The organism is Bradyrhizobium sp. NAS80.1, assembly GCF_001908205.1.
Taxonomy (GTDB): domain Bacteria; phylum Pseudomonadota; class Alphaproteobacteria; order Rhizobiales; family Xanthobacteraceae; genus Bradyrhizobium.
Map to the genome: position 1 here is coordinate 81,329 of NZ_LGHL01000026.1, position 15,164 is coordinate 96,492.

Here is a 15,164-nt window from a genome sequence, read left to right on the forward strand (position 1 = left end):
TATTACCCCTGTGTGTTCGAAATCTTCATTGCCTCCAGGACCGCGGCTGAGCTGGCGACCCAGCCGAAGATGCCGCCTTGGGCCTTGATCATCTTCAGGCCCATTTCGTGAAATTCGGGGAAGTAGGACGCGCAGCCGTCCGAGATGACGACGGAGCGATAGCCGCGGTCATTGGCCTCGCGCACGGTGGTGTTGACGCACACTTCGGTGGTGACGCCGCACACCAGCAGGTTCTCGATGCCGTATTTCTCCAGCACGTCCGTGAGCTCGGTTGCGTAGAACGCGCCCTTGCCCGGCTTGTCGATCACGACCTCGCTGTCGAGCGGATAGAGTTCCGGGATGATGTCGTGGCCTGCCTCGCCGCGAATGAGAATGCGGCCCATCGGTCCGGGATCGCCAATGCGCAAGGATGGCGCGCCGCGCTCGACTTTCGCGGGCGGCGCGTCGGAGAGATCCGGCAGATGCCCCTCGCGCGTGTGGATCACCAGCATGCCGGTGTCGCGCGCAGCTTTCAGCACCGCGCCGATCGGCTTCACCGCGCGCGCGAGCTGGCTGACGTCATTGCCGAGCGTCTCGCCGAAGCCGCCGGGCTCCATGAAATCGCGCTGCATGTCGATGATGAGAAGCGCGGTGCTCGACCAGTCGAGCTTGATCGGCTCGGGCTCGGCGCTGATGACGCCCAGTGTCGGCTTGGTTGAGTTCAACATGACTCAAGGCCCCCGCGAGAACTACTTTTGCCAGGAGTTCTGCAAGTGCCGTGCCATTGTGTACAATTGCGACGGCGAGCGGGCCGGAAGGGAATTCGCTGTCCAGTCAGGAGGTTATACGCCGAACTGACGGCTGCTCATTCGCTGTGCGACGACTTTGCGAGGGGCATTTGCTTAAAGGATGAGCGGCGGCGACGCTCTCTTCGCCGTCATTCCGGGGCGACGCGCAAGCGTCGAGCCCGGAATCCATCGGGCTACACTGTATGAGGTGGAATGGATTCCGGGTTCGCGCTGCGCGCGCCCCGGAATGATGAGCAAGACTACCGCCCCGCCACATACAGCCGCCGATACTCTTACCTCATACGCCGCATACGAATCCCTCACCGTCGCCATGTTCAGCAGCATGGTCGCGACCATCGCGTTGGTCTTGTCGAACACGCATGTCGCGATCCAGACACTCTCGGTGTCGAATGCGTTTGCAGCCATGGTGTCCTCCACAGGCAGCCATGACCAGCAGGAGCGCCACGGATGCGGCCAGCGATATTGACTTCGCTGGCCCATGCTTTTGACTGTCACAATTCGCGTCGCGCAGCCGCAATCCCTCCCGCAGCGCAAAATCCCTCGCCGGACCACGACAACAAGGACTTCTGAAATGGCGCTGATGCAGGTCGAGCTGGACGACAAATACCGGCTCGAATCGAAGCGGATCTTCCTGTCCGGCACGCAGGCCCTGGTTCGATTGCCCATGTTGCAGCGCGAACGCGACCGGCTGCAGGGGCTCAACACCGGCGGCTTCATCTCGGGCTATCGCGGTTCCCCACTGGGCATGTACGACCACGCGCTGTGGCGCGCGAAGTCGCACCTCCAGCAGCACGATATCGCCTTCGTCCCCGGCCTGAACGAGGACCTTGCGGCGACCGCGGTCTGGGGCAGCCAGCAGGTCGGCCTGTTTCCCGGCGCCAAGGTCGATGGCGTGTTCGGCATCTGGTACGGCAAGGGCCCCGGCGTCGACCGCTCCGTCGATGCGCTCAAGCATGCCAATGCGGCCGGCACCTCGCTCAATGGCGGCGTGCTTGCGCTAGCCGGCGACGATCACGGCTGCCAGTCCTCGACACTGGCGCACCAGAGCGAACAGGTGTTCGCGGCGGCGCTGATCCCCGTGATCAATCCCGCAGCGCTGCAGGACTATCTCGACCTCGGCCTCTACGGTTTCGCGCTGTCGCGCTTCTCGGGTTGCTGGGTCGGCTTCAAGGCAATCAGCGAGACCGTGGAGAGCTCGGCCTCGATCTACAGCGATCCGGAACGCGTCCAGATCAAGCTTCCCGATGATTTCGAGATGCCGCCAGGCGGCCTCAACATCCGCTGGCCCGATCCGCCGCTGGAAGCGGAGAGGCGCCTGTTCGGCCCGAAGATGGCCGCGGTACAGGCCTTTGCTCGCGCCAACCAGCTCGACCGCATCGTGCTCGATTCAAAGCCGGCTCGGCTCGGCATCATCGCGACCGGCAAGGCCTATCTCGATCTGCGCCAGGCGCTCGCCGATCTCGGTGTCACCGACAAGGACGCGCAGGATCTTGGCCTTCGGATCTACAAGGTCGCGTTGACCTGGCCGCTGGAAGAAAGCGGCGCCAGGCGCTTTGCCGAAGGTCTTCAGGAGGTCCTGGTCGTCGAGGAGAAGCGCGGCTTCATCGAGGACCAGCTGATGCGCATCCTCTACAACATCGATGCGTCGAAGCGTCCCGCCATCACGGGAAAGCGTGACGAAAGCGGCGCGCCGCTGCTCCCGAGCGAAGGCGAGCTGACGCCGACCATCGTCGCGTCCGCGCTCGTGTCCCGGCTGCGCAAGCTCGGCCACCACAGCCCGGTGCTGGAGCAGCGCCTCGCGCGGCTCGAGGCCTTCGACAAGCCCGTCACCACCAGCGCGCCGATCAAGCTCGCGCGCACGCCGTTCTTCTGCTCGGGCTGCCCGCACAACTCCTCGACGCGGGTACCGGAGGGAAGCCGCGCCATGGCCGGCATCGGCTGCCACGGCATGGCCTTGAGCATGCCGACCCGCCGCACCGACCTGATCTCGCATATGGGCGCCGAGGGCGTGAACTGGATCGGCCAGTCGCCCTTCACCACCGAGAAGCACATCTTCCAGAATCTCGGTGACGGCACCTACACCCATTCCGGCTTGCTGGCGCTGCGCGCCGCCTCCGCCGCCGGCATCAACATCACCTACAAGATCCTCTACAACGACGCCGTGGCGATGACCGGCGGCCAGCCGGCCGAAGGCAGCTTCAACGTCGCGCAGATCGCGCACCAGGTCTGGGCCGAGGGCGTCAAGCGCCTCGCGATCGTCTCGGACGATCCAAGCAAATACCCCGAAGGCAATTACTTCCCGCAAGGCGCGACCATCCATCACCGCCGCGAGCTCGATGCCGTGCAGCGCGAACTGCGCGACATCCAGGGCCTCACGGTCGTGATCTATGATCAGACCTGCGCCGCGGAAAAGCGCCGCCGCCGCAAGCGCGGGCTCTATCCCGATCCCGCAAAACGCGCCTTCATCAACGAGCTCGTCTGCGAAGGTTGCGGCGACTGCTCGCAGGCCTCCAACTGCGTCTCGGTGCAGCCGCTGGAGACCGAGTTCGGCCGCAAGCGCCAGATCGACCAATCGAACTGCAACAAGGACTTCTCTTGCGTCGAGGGCTTTTGCCCGAGCTTTGTCACCGTCCACGGCGGCACGCTGAAGCGCATCAAGACCACGGCGGTCGATTCCGGTCAGTTGTTCGCCGACCTGCCGCTGCCGCCCGCGCGTGAGCACGACGGCCCCTACAACATCCTCGTCACCGGCATCGGTGGCACCGGCGTCATCACCATCGGCGCGCTGCTCGGCATGGCCGCTCATGTCGACGGCCGCGGTTGCTCGGCGCTGGACTTCACCGGCCTGTCGCAGAAGAACGGCGCGGTGATGAGCCATGTTCGCATCGCGCCGAAGCCTGAGGACATCTCGGCAGTCCGCATCACCACCGGCGGCGCCGACGTCATCCTCGGCTGCGACATGATCGTCTCCGCCGGCCCCTCCGCGCTCAGCCGCGCCGAGCGCGGGGTGACCAAGGCCTATATCAACGCCGACCTGCAGCCGACCGCGAGCTTCGTGCAAAACCCCGATCTCGATTTCGAGATGGGCACGATGCAGACCGTGCTGCGCGATGCGGTCGGTGACAAGAACCTCGACATTATCGACGCGACCGGTATCGCCGCGGCGCTGATGGGCGACTCCATCGCAACCAATCCCTTCATGCTCGGTTTCGCCTTCCAGAAGGGCGCGATCCCGCTGTCGCTGGAGGCCCTGCTCCGCGCCATCGAGATCAACGGCGCCGCGATCGAGATGAACAAGCTCGCCTTCACCTGGGGACGCCTTGCCGCCCACGACATGTCGCGGGTGCGCAGCGTGCTGCAGTTCAAGAGCCGGGCTTCCGCCCCGACGAAGTCGCTTGACGATGTCATCGCGACGCGCGCGGAGTTTCTGACCGGCTATCAGGAAAAGGCGTATGCGGACCGTTATCTCGCCGCCGTTGCCAAGGTGCACAAGGCGGAAACGGCCGCCTCGCCCGCGTCCACGGAGCTGACCGAGGCCGTCGCGAAGAACCTGTTCAAGCTGATGTCCTACAAGGACGAGTATGAGGTCGCGCGTCTCTATACCGACGGCAGCTTTGCGAAGAAAGTGTCGGAGAAGTTCGACGGCGACTTCACGCTGAAGTACTACCTCGCCCCGCCGATCTTCGCGAAGCGCGACAAGGCGACTGGCCGCCTTCAGAAGCAGGAGTTCGGCGGCTGGATGATCCACGCCTTCCGTGTTCTGGCCAAGCTCAAGTTCCTGCGCGGCGGCGCGTTCGATCCGTTCGGCCGCACCGATGAGCGCCGGAGCGAGCGGAAGCTGATCGAGGACTATGTCGCCATGATCGATCAGCGGATGACCGGACTGAAGGCGGAGCAGATCCCGCTGCTGGCGCGCCTCGCGCGCGTGCCCGAAACGATCCGCGGCTTCGGCCACGTCAAGGAAGCCAACATCAAGCAGGCGGCGGCCGAACAGGCGCGGCTCGAAGCCGAACTCGAGAACAGCCGCTTTGCGGCCGCGGCGGAGTAAGAGCGAGCCGGCGCCACATTCTCAGTGTCATCGCCCGCGAAGGCGGGCGATCCAGTACTCCGAGACGACTGAGGTTGAATCGATAGACCACGGAGTACTGGATGCCCCGCTTCCGCGGGGCGTGACAGTGGTGGGGATGGCTAGAGCGACGTCATGGCGATGCTTGGCGTGGTCATCACACTGCCTCCGCCAGATGCCGTCCCGCAATGTACCCGAACGTCAACGCCGGCCCGAGCGTGATCCCTGGCCCCGGATAGTTGCCGTTCATGATCGAGGCCATGTCGTTGCCGCAGGCGTAGAGGCCCGCAATCGGTGCGCCGTCCTCGCGCAGCACGCGCGCCTGTGCGTCCACCTTCATGCCGATGGCGGTACCGAGATCAGCCGGATGGATGCGCACCGCGAAGAACGGCGCTGCGACGATCGGCGCGACGCAAGGGTTGGGCTTGTGGGCGGCGTCGCCGAGATGCCGCTGATAAATCGTGCTGCCGCGGCCGAATTCGGGATCGCGGCCGTCCTTTGCGTCGGCGTTGTAATCTGCGACCGTCGCGGCGAGCGCGGGCGGCTTGATACCGATCTTCGCGGCGAGCTGCGGGATGTCGGGAGCCTCGATCAATTCGCCGCTGGACACATAGCGCCGGATGTTGCGCGTGAACGGCTTGATGCGGCCGAGGCCATAGCTCCACAGGAACTGGCGGTCGCAGATCAGGTAGAACGGCCGGTCCGGTTCGCCATTGCCGTCGCGCAGCATGGCGAGCACGAACTCGTGGTAGGACAGCGCTTCGTTGACGAAGCGTCGGCCGGCGGCATTGACGGCGATCACGCCGGGCTTGGCGCGGTCGGTCACCGTATGCGGGAAAACGCCGCGGCTTCCGTCCGCGCGGCGGAACAGCGAGGCCGGTACCCAGTAGGCCGGGCTCGTTGCATCCGTGTTGAGCGCGGCGCCGATTGCGGTCGCAAGACGGAGCCCGTCGCCGGTGCCGGATGTGTTGGTCGCCGAGACCAGTCCAGCCGCTGCCGGGAAGAAGCGTTTGCGCAAAATAGCGTCGTGCGAAAAGCCGCCGGTCGCGAGCACCACGCCGCGGCGCGCCGCGATCGAGCGGTCGCGGGAGCCATGGCGGATGATCACGCCGCTGACGCGATCGCCCTGCATCGACAGATCCTCGACATCGGCGCTGAAGAGGATTTCGACCTGCCGCGCCAACAGCGAGGCATAGAGGCGTGCCGCGAGCGCATTGCCCAGATGCAGTGTCGTACCGCGCGGGCTACGCAGCCGCTGCAACGCGTAGTCGAAGACCAGCCGTGCCGCGCGCATGGTGGAGCGCAGCGATTTTCCGACCCGGCGCAGATGAGGGATATCGAGACGATTGACCATCATCCCGCCGAACAGCGTGAACTCAGGAAGTGGCGCGCGCAGCCGCGCGAAATTCGCGCCGAGCCGCGTGCCGTCGAAAGCGACCGGCTCCAGCACACGCCCGCCGGGCCTCGCACCCAGCCGCTCCGGATAATAGTCGGGATAGGCTTTGACCGGCTGAAGGCGCACCTCGGTGTTGGCCTCGAGATAAGCGACCGCCTCCGGTCCGCGCGCGAGGAAGGCGGCGCGCAGACCAGCATTGAAGGGCTCGGGGACCGTGCTCGACAGATACTGGACGGCATCCGTGATGCTGTCGGAGAGCCCCGCGTCTCCCATCTTGGCATTGGCGGGGATCCAGACCATGCCGCCGGACCAGGCCGTCGTGCCGCCGACAAGGGCGGTCTTCTCGATGATCAGCACACGCAGGCCTTCGGCAGCGGCCACCGCCGCCGCTGTCATGCCACCGGCGCCAGCGCCGATGACAATGACATCGTAGGTCTCATGCGCCGGCATCATGCGGCGGGTTTCCCAAGAGAAAGCATGACACCGTCATACCCCGCCCGGAGGGACCAGCGCTAGCGTGCCTTCTTGCGCTCGATCGGGTCGATATCGATCGCCCGCAGGCGGCCGAGCCGCAGCACGTCCATGGCGAGCCGCCGGCCGATCCGGTCGCGGTCGAGCACGCGGATCAGGTCGTCGACGCCGTTGATCTCGACGCCGTCGAGCTTGATCACGACGTCGCCGGGCAAGATGCCGGCTTTCGCGGCCGGGCCGTCCGGCTCGATCTGCATCAACAGCGCGCCCATCTTGTTCTCGACGCCGGCCAGCACCGCATGCCGCCGCGGGACCGGCGCGGTCTGTCCGGCGACGCCGATATAGGCGCGGCGGACATAGCCGTGACGGATGATCTCCGACAGCACGAATTGCGCGGTATTGCTGGCGACCGCGAAGCAGATGCCTTGCGCGCCGTTGATGATGGCGGTGTTGATGCCGATCACCTCGGCACTCGACGACACCAGCGGCCCGCCGGAATTGCCGGGATTGAGCGCGGCATCGGTCTGGATCACGTCCTCGATGGTGCGTCCGCTCACCGAGCGGATCGAGCGCCCGAGCGCCGAGACCACGCCGGCGGTCACGGTCGATTCGAAGCCGAGCGGATTGCCGATCGCGATCACGAGCTGGCCGCGCCGCAATGTCTTGGAATTGCCGAGCGCGGCATAGGGCAGGTCACGCACGCCGTTGGCGCGCAGCAGCGCGATGTCGGTGTCGGGGTCGACGCCGAGCACCTGGGCGTCGCCGACATGGCCTTCGACGTCCCGCAGCCGGATCTCCCTGGAGGAGCCGACCACGTGGCTGTTGGTGAGGACGAGCCCATCCGGCGAGATCACAATGCCGGAACCGAGCCCGCCGCGCTCGCGGCCGTTCGGAACCTTTGGCCCGGTCTCGACGCGCACGACCGCGGGGCCGACGCGGTCGGTCACATCGATCACAGCATTGGAATAGGCGTCCAGAAGAGCGCGGTCATCGACCGGAGCAGACGCCGTCGTTCGCGATGACGATGCGTCATCGACGATATCTGAGGTAAGATCCAACATGGCAGAAGTCCTTGAGGCTCACACAGATGGTGGCCTGTTCCCTCCAGCGCAAGTGGCCCACCTGGGCTCCAAGGCTGGGCTGCCAGGGGTCGGACTGCCAGCGGCGACTACCAAGGGGGCTGTTACGGCGCCCGCCGCAGCGTACCCCCTCTTGCCCTGACCGGATCGAGCAGCGACCAGTCGCCATCCGGGAGTACGTAGCCCTTGGGGAACGGCGCCCTCAGCTCGAGCCCGAGCGAACGGAGCACGCGGTCGTCGCGATAGTAGCATTGCAGGACGACGCGGACGAGGGTTGCCGCGGCCGCTCCGCCGGAGCTGCGAAACTCCTGCGCCACCGCATCGCGCTTCGCGGCATCGAGCTCCGCGAGCGATTGACCGGCCAGCCGCGCCAGATGGTCCAGCGCCGCCGCCACCAATTTCGTGTCGCGGCCGAGAGTCGCGAGCATGTCGGCCTGGATTGCGGGATCGTCGGCGCCGGGCACCTTGTACTCGTCACTGGCGGGAATGATCATTGCGGCGACGGTGCGGAGGTCGTCGCGCTGCGTGCGTGTCAGTTGATTGTCTGCGGACATGACGGCCTCAGTCGAACAAGTTGGTGAGACGCTGCTTCATCTGATCGGCGACGTAGAGCGCGATGGCCTGGATGGTGGAGGTCGGGTTGACCCCGCCCGAGGTGACGAAGACGCTGCCGTCGACGATGAAGAGATTCTTCACGTCGTGCGTACGGCCCCATTCGTTGACGACGGATCTCTTGGGGTCGGTGCCCATCCGCGCGGTGCCCAGCAGGTGCCAGCCGCCCCACGGGATCGGAGAGTTGATGCAGAGGTCGGTGGCGCCGGCCGCTTCGAGCACCTCGCGGCCGCGGGCGAGCGCATGGTCCATCATCTTCTGGCTGTTCTCACTGATGGTGTAGTTGATCTTCGGCGCGGGAATGCCGTGGCTGTCCTTCAGGACAGGATCGAGCGTGACGCAATTGTGCTCTTCTGGCAGGTCCTCGCAGATCGCCGAAAACCCAAGCCGATGTCCATTGAGCTTGCGGAAGACACGGTGATGATCCTCGCCCCAAGGCAGAATCCCCCTCTGCTCGCTGACGACAGCCTCGAACACCGGCCCTGCCCCGCGTACGAACTGGACGCCATAGCCGCGGACGAAACCACGCGACAGGTCTGTGTCATACCACTCCTTGCTCCACAGGCAGGTCGGCGGCGCGCGGTTACTATCGGTCGGCTCCTTCACGTAGCCGTAGATCTGCGCATAGGGGTGGAACATCAGGTTCTTGCCGACGAGGCCGGACGAATTGGCAAGACCGTTCGGGAAGCGCGCGGACGCCGAGTTCAGCAAGAGCCGCGGTGTGCCGACGCCATTGCAGGCGATGATGACGACATGCGCCGGCTGGAACTGCTCAACGCCGTCCTTGTCGTAATAGACCACGCCCGAGGCCATGCCGTTCTCGTCGGTCGTGATCTCGCGCACCCGGCAATGGGTGCGCAGCTCGACGCCGGCGCGGACCGCGTGCGGCCAATAGGTGATGTCGGTCGAGGACTTTGCGCCTTGCGCGCAAGCCGGCGTGCAATGGCCGAGATTGATGCAGCGGGCCCTGCCCTCATAGTCCATCGTCGCGACCGTCGTGTCGGACGGCCACCAATGCCAGCCGAGCTTGTTCATGGCCTTGCCGAAGATCGCCCCGGATAATCCGAGCGGCTGTTGCGGCATCGGCGGATGCGTCAGCGGCGAGAGCGGATCGCCCGAGAGGCCGGACGTGCCCATCATCCGGTCGTTCTCTTCGAAGAATGGTGTCAACACGTCGTAGTCGATCGGCCAGTCATCGGCGACGCCGTCGAGCGTCTTCACCTTGAAATCGGAGGGATGCAGCCGCGGCCAGTGCGCGGTGTACATCACTGTCGAGCCGCCGACCGCATTGTAGTTGACGACCTTGATCGGCGAATTGGTATCGTTGATCGGATAGTCCTCGCGCCGGCCGCGGACGTTGGGGCTCGACGACCACTCGCCGTAGAATTTGGCCTCCCAGTCCCGACCTGTGCTGGGATATTCCGCCGGGTTCATCCAACCGCCCTGCTCCAGGCAGAGAATGTGCATCTTGGTCTCGGCCAGCGACCACGCCACCGCCGCGCCTGAAGCGCCGGCGCCAATGATCAGGACGTCCACGGGGTCTTTCATCGAAGCATTTTCCTCCCGCCCTCGCCGCTTCACGGGCGATTCGGCCTTTGCGGCCTTATCTATAGCGCCGAACGATAGGGTCAGACCGGCCGGTGAGTAAAGGCTGGTGGGCGAATGTCGCACTTCGCACAGCGCAGACCATTGGTATCGCGACTTCTGGATGCTAGGAACGAGGCGCAAGAGCAATCGATAGCGAGACGTTATGTCCGAGAATTCATTTGCCGCCGCCCGCGCATTTGCGCTGGTTTTATTTCTCGCTCTGTCCGGATTTCTGGGCAGCTCCAGCCCCGCCTCTGCGGTGACCGGCGCTGCGATCGTCCGGGACGCCAATTCGATCCAGCTCGGCGACGTGACCTACCGGCTGGACGGCGTCGACGCGCCCGAACTGGACCAGGTCTGCATCGACGATCACGCCGATCCCTGGACCTGCGGCATCGAGGCCCGCGACCAGTTGGCGAAGCTGATCAACAAGCGCCCGGTGCGCTGTGACGATGTCGGCCCCGAGAAGAGTTTCGGCAAGCGCCACCGTGCCATCTGCACGGCCGAAGGCGACAAGACGAGCTTGAACGAACAGCTGGTCAGGCTCGGCTTCGCCGTCGCGCGCGAGCCGATCAAGGCGAACGTCAAGCCCGCCGCGGCGGAAGCCAAGACCGCCTCAGCCGGCATTTGGAAGGGCTGCTTTGTTGCGCCGCAAGAATTCCGCACGGGCAAGAAGGATGGTGCACTGCTGGGCGCCGCCTGCCGCCCGGACCGCGAAAAGGAAATCCGCGCGGTGCTGTTCCCGGAAGACCTGACGATGCCGCCGAACTGCAGCATCAAGGGCAAGCTCGCGGTGCGCGCGCGCGTCACCGGCAATATTGGCATTTATCATCTGCGGGGCTGTCCGAGCTATCCCGCGACGACCAAGCCGGACCGCTGGTTCTGCTCGGAGGAGGACGCGCAGGCCGCCGGCTTCCGCAAGGCCTATAATTGCCGTCGGCCAAAGTGAACAAGTCATTCACGCAGGCGTGAGTGGTAGCCGGAGACAGTATTGATCCGGAATTGAACTCTACCGGGAGTTGACGCATTTCTATCAACGTGCGGTAGCGCCTTGCGCTATCGCCTCCTTCAGCAATCCGGCTTCGGCCGATTGTCTTTGCTTGGGCGTTTCCTCCCTAGACTTGGGCCGCTTGTCACGACGAGCGGCTCTTCTTTTCGTGCAGCGCTAGCTGTGCATCTGGATGAACTGATCCATCGGCGGCATATTCTGGTTGAGATGCCCCATGATCCAGACGGTACCGCCGACCACCAGGAAGACGATCAGAAGCCCGAAGGCGAGCGCCAGCACGTTGTTGGTGTTGTCCGGTCCTGTGGTGATGTGCAGGAAGAACACCAGATGCACGCCCATCTGCGCGATCGCAAGCACGATCAGCGCGACTGGAATGGAGGGCTGCCAGACCAGATCGGTTCCGGCGATGAAGAACGAGGTTGCCGTGAGCAGCAGCGCGAGCACGAGACCGACGACGTAGCCGATCACCCGCTCGCCGACGCTGTGTTGCTCTTCCTCGCCCGGTGCGAGGTCATGTTCGATCCGCGCGTGTGTCTGATCGCTCATACGCCACTCCCTAGCAGGTAGACGACGGAGAAGATCGCGACCCAGATGATGTCGAGCGCATGCCAGAACAGCGCAAAGCACATCATCCGGCGCAGGATGTCGGCACGAAAGCCCTTTGCAAAGACCTGGGCCATCATCGTTAGAAGCCACAACTCGCCGGCCGAGACATGCAGGCCGTGGCAACCGACCAGCGAGAAGAAGGAGGTCAGGAAGGCGCTACGCGACGGCCCATAGCCGCGGGACACCAGATCGGCGAATTCGCGGAACTCGAGGGTGAGGAATATGAGTCCCAGCACGCAAGTCACGGCCATGCCGAGATAGAACCAGAGACGGTTGCGCACGTCGGCGGCGATGCTGGCCATGCCGCAGGTGAAGCTCGACAACAGCAGGCAGACCGTCTCGATCACCACGTTCCTCTGCTCGAAAATCTCCGAGCCTTTGGGGCCATCCGCGGTCTGGTGAACCAGCACCGCATAGGCCGCGAAAAAGCAGGAGAACATCACGATGTCGGAGAGCAGGAAGACCCAGAAGCCATAGGCGGTCACGATGCGCTTCGACGCCGGGCCTGGATGCTCCACAACGATGCCGATGTGATGGGGATCGGCATGCGCGTGGCCGACGGTTGCGGTCATCGACATCAGGCTGCCCCCGCCATGCTGACGAGGCTGCGACGCTCCTCGATGTTGATGCGATCGATCCGTTCGACCTCGGCGGCCGGGATGACGTATTCGTCATGGTCGCGCCAGGCGAACACGACGAAGGTTGCGAACGCGCCAAGGCCACCAAGGATCACCATCCACCAGATGTGCCAGATCAGCGCAAAGCCCATGACGGTGGCGAAGAACGCGCAGACGAATCCGGTCGGCGAGTTCCTGGGCATCTCGATGTCCTGGTATTCGGGCCCAGGATGATCCTCGAGCTGCTGCACCTTGGCGCGCCACTTCATGGCCCAATAGGCATCCTCGCCGCGCACGTCGGGGGAGAATGCAAAATTGAACACCGGTGGCGGCGACGATGTCGCCCATTCCAGCGAGCGGCCGTCCCAGGGATCGCCTGTGCGGTCGCGCAACGCCTCGCGGTTGCGGATGCTGACCACGAGCTGCATAACCTGCGCGAGGACGCCGATTGACAGCAGCAGCATTCCGATCGCTGCAACCATCATCCACGGCCGCCAGGCAGCGACGTCATAGTGCTGCAGGCGCCGGGTCATGCCTAGCATGCCCACGACATAGAGCGGCATGAAGGTGACGTAGAAGCCGATGAAGGTGAACCAGAACGCCACCTTGCCCCAGCGTTCGTCGAGACGGAATCCAAACGCTTTCGGAAACCAGTATTCGAAACCCGCGAAGGCGCCGAACAGCACACCACCGATGATGACGTTGTGGAAATGCGCGACCAGGAACATGCTGTTGTGGAGCATGAAGTCCGCCGGCGGCACTGCGACGAGCACGCCGGTCAGGCCACCGATGATGAACGTCACCATGAATCCGACTGACCATAGCATCGGCGTCGCAAAGCGGATCCGGCCGCCATACATCGTGAACAGCCAGTTGTAGATCTTCACGCCCGTGGGCACCGCGATAATCATGCTGGCGATGCCGAAGATGGCGTTGACGTCAGGGCCCGCCCCCATCGTGAAGAAGTGATGCAGCCAGACCATGAAGGAGATCACGCAGATCGCCATGGTGGCGAGCACCATGGAGCGATAGCCGAACAGCGGCTTGCCGGAGAACGTCGATACCACCTCGGAGTAGATGCCGAAGGCCGGCAGCACGAGGATGTAGACCTCAGGATGTCCCCAGGCCCAGATCAGGTTCATGAACATCATGACGTTGCCGCCGGCCTCATTGGTGAAGAAGTGGAAGCCGAGATAGCGATCGAGCAGCAGCATCGCGAGCGTGGCCGTGAGGATCGGGAACGCCGCGACGATGAGGAGGTTCGAGGCAAGTGTGGTCCAGCAGAACATTGGCATGCGCAAATAGTTCATGCCCTTGGTGCGTAGCTTCAGCACCGTTGTCACGAGGTTGATGCCGGCCACCAGCGTGCCGACACCGGAAATCTGAAGCGACCAGGCGTAGTAGTCGACGCCGACGCCCGGTGAGTACGTCAGCCCCGACAGCGGAGGAAAGGCGAGCCAGCCGGTGCGTGCGAATTCGCCGACCACGAGCGATACATTGACCAGCAGCGCGCCGGTCGAGGTCAGCCAGAAGCCGACCGAATTGAGCGTCGGAAAAGCGACGTCGCGCACGCCGAGCTGTAGCGGCACGACGAGGTTCATCAGCCCGATCACGAACGGCATCGCCACGAAGAAGATCATGATGGTGCCGTGGGCCGAGAATATCTGGTTGTAGTGCTCCGGCGGCAGATAGCCCTGCGACTGGTAGGCAACCGCCTGCTGGATCCGCATCATGATGGCGTCGCTACCGCCGCGCAGCAGCATCACTGAGGCAAGCAGGATGTACATGACGCCGATGCGCTTGTGGTCGACGCTGGTGATCCATTCGTGCCAGAGATAGGGCAGATGGTCCTTGACCACGACCCAGGTCAGCACGGCGAGGATTCCCACCAGCACCATCGCGCCGGCGATGAGCGGAATCGGCTGATCGAACGGAATGGCCGACCAATCGAGCTTACCGAGCATCATGGCCTCCACTGTGCGGCCGGCCGGCATTGGAGATCAGCTCCGGCCCGGGCCCTGGCGGAATGTGCTGGGTCGCGATCAGGTCGAACAGCCGGGGATCGTCCAGCCGATAGGTCGGCCTGCCCCTCTCGACGCCTTGCTGCATCAGCTTCTTGTAGCTATCCTCGTTCAGCACGGCATCCGACTTGGCCGTAGTCGCAACCCAGTCCGGAAAGGCGAGCGGCGAGATCACGTTGACGTCGAACATCATTTCGGGAAAGCCGTCGCCGGAGAAATGCGCGGACAGGCCCTGCAGCTTGCCCTCATTGTCGGCGCGCAGGTTCAGCCGCGTCACCATGCCGTTCATGGTGTAGATCATGCTGCCGAGCTGCGGGATGAAGAACACGTTCATCACGCTCGACGATGTCAGCTGGAAGTTCAGCTCTGCGCCGGCCGGCACCGTCAGCGAATTGACGGTGGCGATGCGCTGGTCCGGATAGATGAAGAGCCACTTCCAGTCGAGCGACACGGCCTGAATCCTCACCGGGCTGCCGGTGCCAGGCACGGGCGCGGTAGGGTCGAGCTGATGCGAGCCAATCCAGGCGACGCCCCCGAGCAGGATGACGGTGAGCGCCGGGATCGCCCACACCACCATTTCGACACGGCCGGAATAGACGAAGCCGGGATCGTAATGCGCTCGCGGATTCGATGCCCGAAACCAGAAGGCGAACGCCAGGATCGCGATGATGGTCGGCACCACGATCGTGAGCATGATGAAGACGGAATCGACCAAGATGGTGCTGTTGGCCAGAGCCACGGGCCCTTGTGGGTCAAGCAGATTCATCGGCAAGCCACTGGTGGTTGGGAAGCCCCGGGACAGAGCCTAACGCGGGAAAGGCTCCGCAACAAACGCGATCGCGTGCGTTCGGTTCCTTCGAACGCTCAGTCGGCCCCTGCGCAATCTCGCGCGGCGGCATGCAATTCGATGCG

The 15,164-nt window shown here is 64.3% G+C and carries 12 protein-coding genes; 2 read left to right on the forward strand and 10 right to left on the reverse strand.

Features of this window, described 5'->3' with window-relative positions; all coding sequences use genetic code 11:
• Window positions 1–2: 2 nt before the first annotated feature.
• Together AC629_RS06845 and AC629_RS46565 are read right to left on the reverse strand one after the other, a co-directional pair.
• Window positions 3–707 carry a cysteine hydrolase family protein gene (locus AC629_RS06845; protein ID WP_084803971.1) on the reverse strand — a complete coding sequence of 235 codons (705 nt, stop codon included), beginning with the start codon at window positions 705–707 and terminating at the stop codon, window positions 3–5.
• A 174-nt stretch (window positions 708–881) separates the two neighbouring features.
• A complete protein-coding gene (locus tag AC629_RS46565) occupies window positions 882–1,193 on the reverse strand; it encodes a hypothetical protein (protein WP_168195410.1) in 312 nt (103 codons plus the stop codon).
• A 166-nt stretch (window positions 1,194–1,359) separates the two neighbouring features.
• Here AC629_RS46565 and AC629_RS06855 point away from each other — a divergent pair, with 166 nt between their 5' ends.
• Window positions 1,360–4,836: an indolepyruvate ferredoxin oxidoreductase family protein gene (locus tag AC629_RS06855; RefSeq protein ID WP_084803973.1), complete on the forward strand. Its 3,477-nt coding sequence runs from the start codon at window positions 1,360–1,362 to the stop codon at window positions 4,834–4,836.
• Window positions 4,837–5,011: 175 nt separating this feature from the next.
• On the opposite strand, the gene AC629_RS06860 is transcribed toward AC629_RS06855, so the two are convergent.
• From AC629_RS06860 to AC629_RS06875, 4 genes are all read right to left on the reverse strand, one after another.
• Window positions 5,012–6,703: an FAD-dependent oxidoreductase gene (locus tag AC629_RS06860; RefSeq protein WP_084803974.1), complete on the reverse strand. Its 1,692-nt coding sequence runs from the start codon at window positions 6,701–6,703 to the stop codon at window positions 5,012–5,014.
• Between the two features lie 59 nt (window positions 6,704–6,762).
• Window positions 6,763–7,782, reverse strand: coding sequence for a S1C family serine protease (locus tag AC629_RS06865; RefSeq protein WP_084803975.1), 1,020 nt, complete (start codon window positions 7,780–7,782; stop codon window positions 6,763–6,765).
• A gap of 122 nt (window positions 7,783–7,904) precedes the next feature.
• The gene (locus AC629_RS06870) at window positions 7,905–8,354 is read right to left on the reverse strand and encodes a hypothetical protein (RefSeq protein WP_084803976.1); all 450 of its coding nucleotides are present in this window, start codon (window positions 8,352–8,354) and stop codon (window positions 7,905–7,907) included.
• Window positions 8,355–8,361: 7 nt separating this feature from the next.
• A complete protein-coding gene (locus AC629_RS06875) occupies window positions 8,362–9,960 on the reverse strand; it encodes a GMC family oxidoreductase (protein WP_084803977.1) in 1,599 nt (532 codons plus the stop codon).
• Window positions 9,961–10,162: 202 nt separating this feature from the next.
• Between AC629_RS06875 and AC629_RS06880 the strand changes: the two genes are divergently transcribed.
• Window positions 10,163–10,948, forward strand: coding sequence for a thermonuclease family protein (locus tag AC629_RS06880; RefSeq protein WP_084803978.1), 786 nt, complete (start codon window positions 10,163–10,165; stop codon window positions 10,946–10,948).
• A 216-nt stretch (window positions 10,949–11,164) separates the two neighbouring features.
• Here the strand turns inward: AC629_RS06880 and cyoD are convergent, their stop codons facing one another.
• The 4 genes from cyoD to AC629_RS06900 are packed head-to-tail and all read right to left on the reverse strand — an operon-like array spanning window position 11,165 to window position 15,018.
• The gene (gene cyoD / locus AC629_RS06885) at window positions 11,165–11,554 is read right to left on the reverse strand and encodes a cytochrome o ubiquinol oxidase subunit IV (protein WP_084803979.1); all 390 of its coding nucleotides are present in this window, start codon (window positions 11,552–11,554) and stop codon (window positions 11,165–11,167) included.
• The gene (locus AC629_RS06890; RefSeq protein ID WP_084803980.1) at window positions 11,551–12,192 is read right to left on the reverse strand and encodes a cytochrome (ubi)quinol oxidase subunit III; all 642 of its coding nucleotides are present in this window, start codon (window positions 12,190–12,192) and stop codon (window positions 11,551–11,553) included. The genes cyoD and AC629_RS06890 overlap by 4 nt, the downstream gene beginning before the upstream one ends.
• Window positions 12,192–14,195 carry a cytochrome o ubiquinol oxidase subunit I gene (gene cyoB / locus AC629_RS06895; protein WP_084804003.1) on the reverse strand — a complete coding sequence of 668 codons (2,004 nt, stop codon included), beginning with the start codon at window positions 14,193–14,195 and terminating at the stop codon, window positions 12,192–12,194. Before cyoB ends, AC629_RS06890 begins: the two co-directional genes overlap by 1 nt.
• Window positions 14,185–15,018: a cytochrome ubiquinol oxidase subunit II family protein gene (locus tag AC629_RS06900; protein ID WP_084803981.1), complete on the reverse strand. Its 834-nt coding sequence runs from the start codon at window positions 15,016–15,018 to the stop codon at window positions 14,185–14,187. The genes cyoB and AC629_RS06900 overlap by 11 nt, the downstream gene beginning before the upstream one ends.
• Window positions 15,019–15,164: the final 146 nt, after the last annotated feature.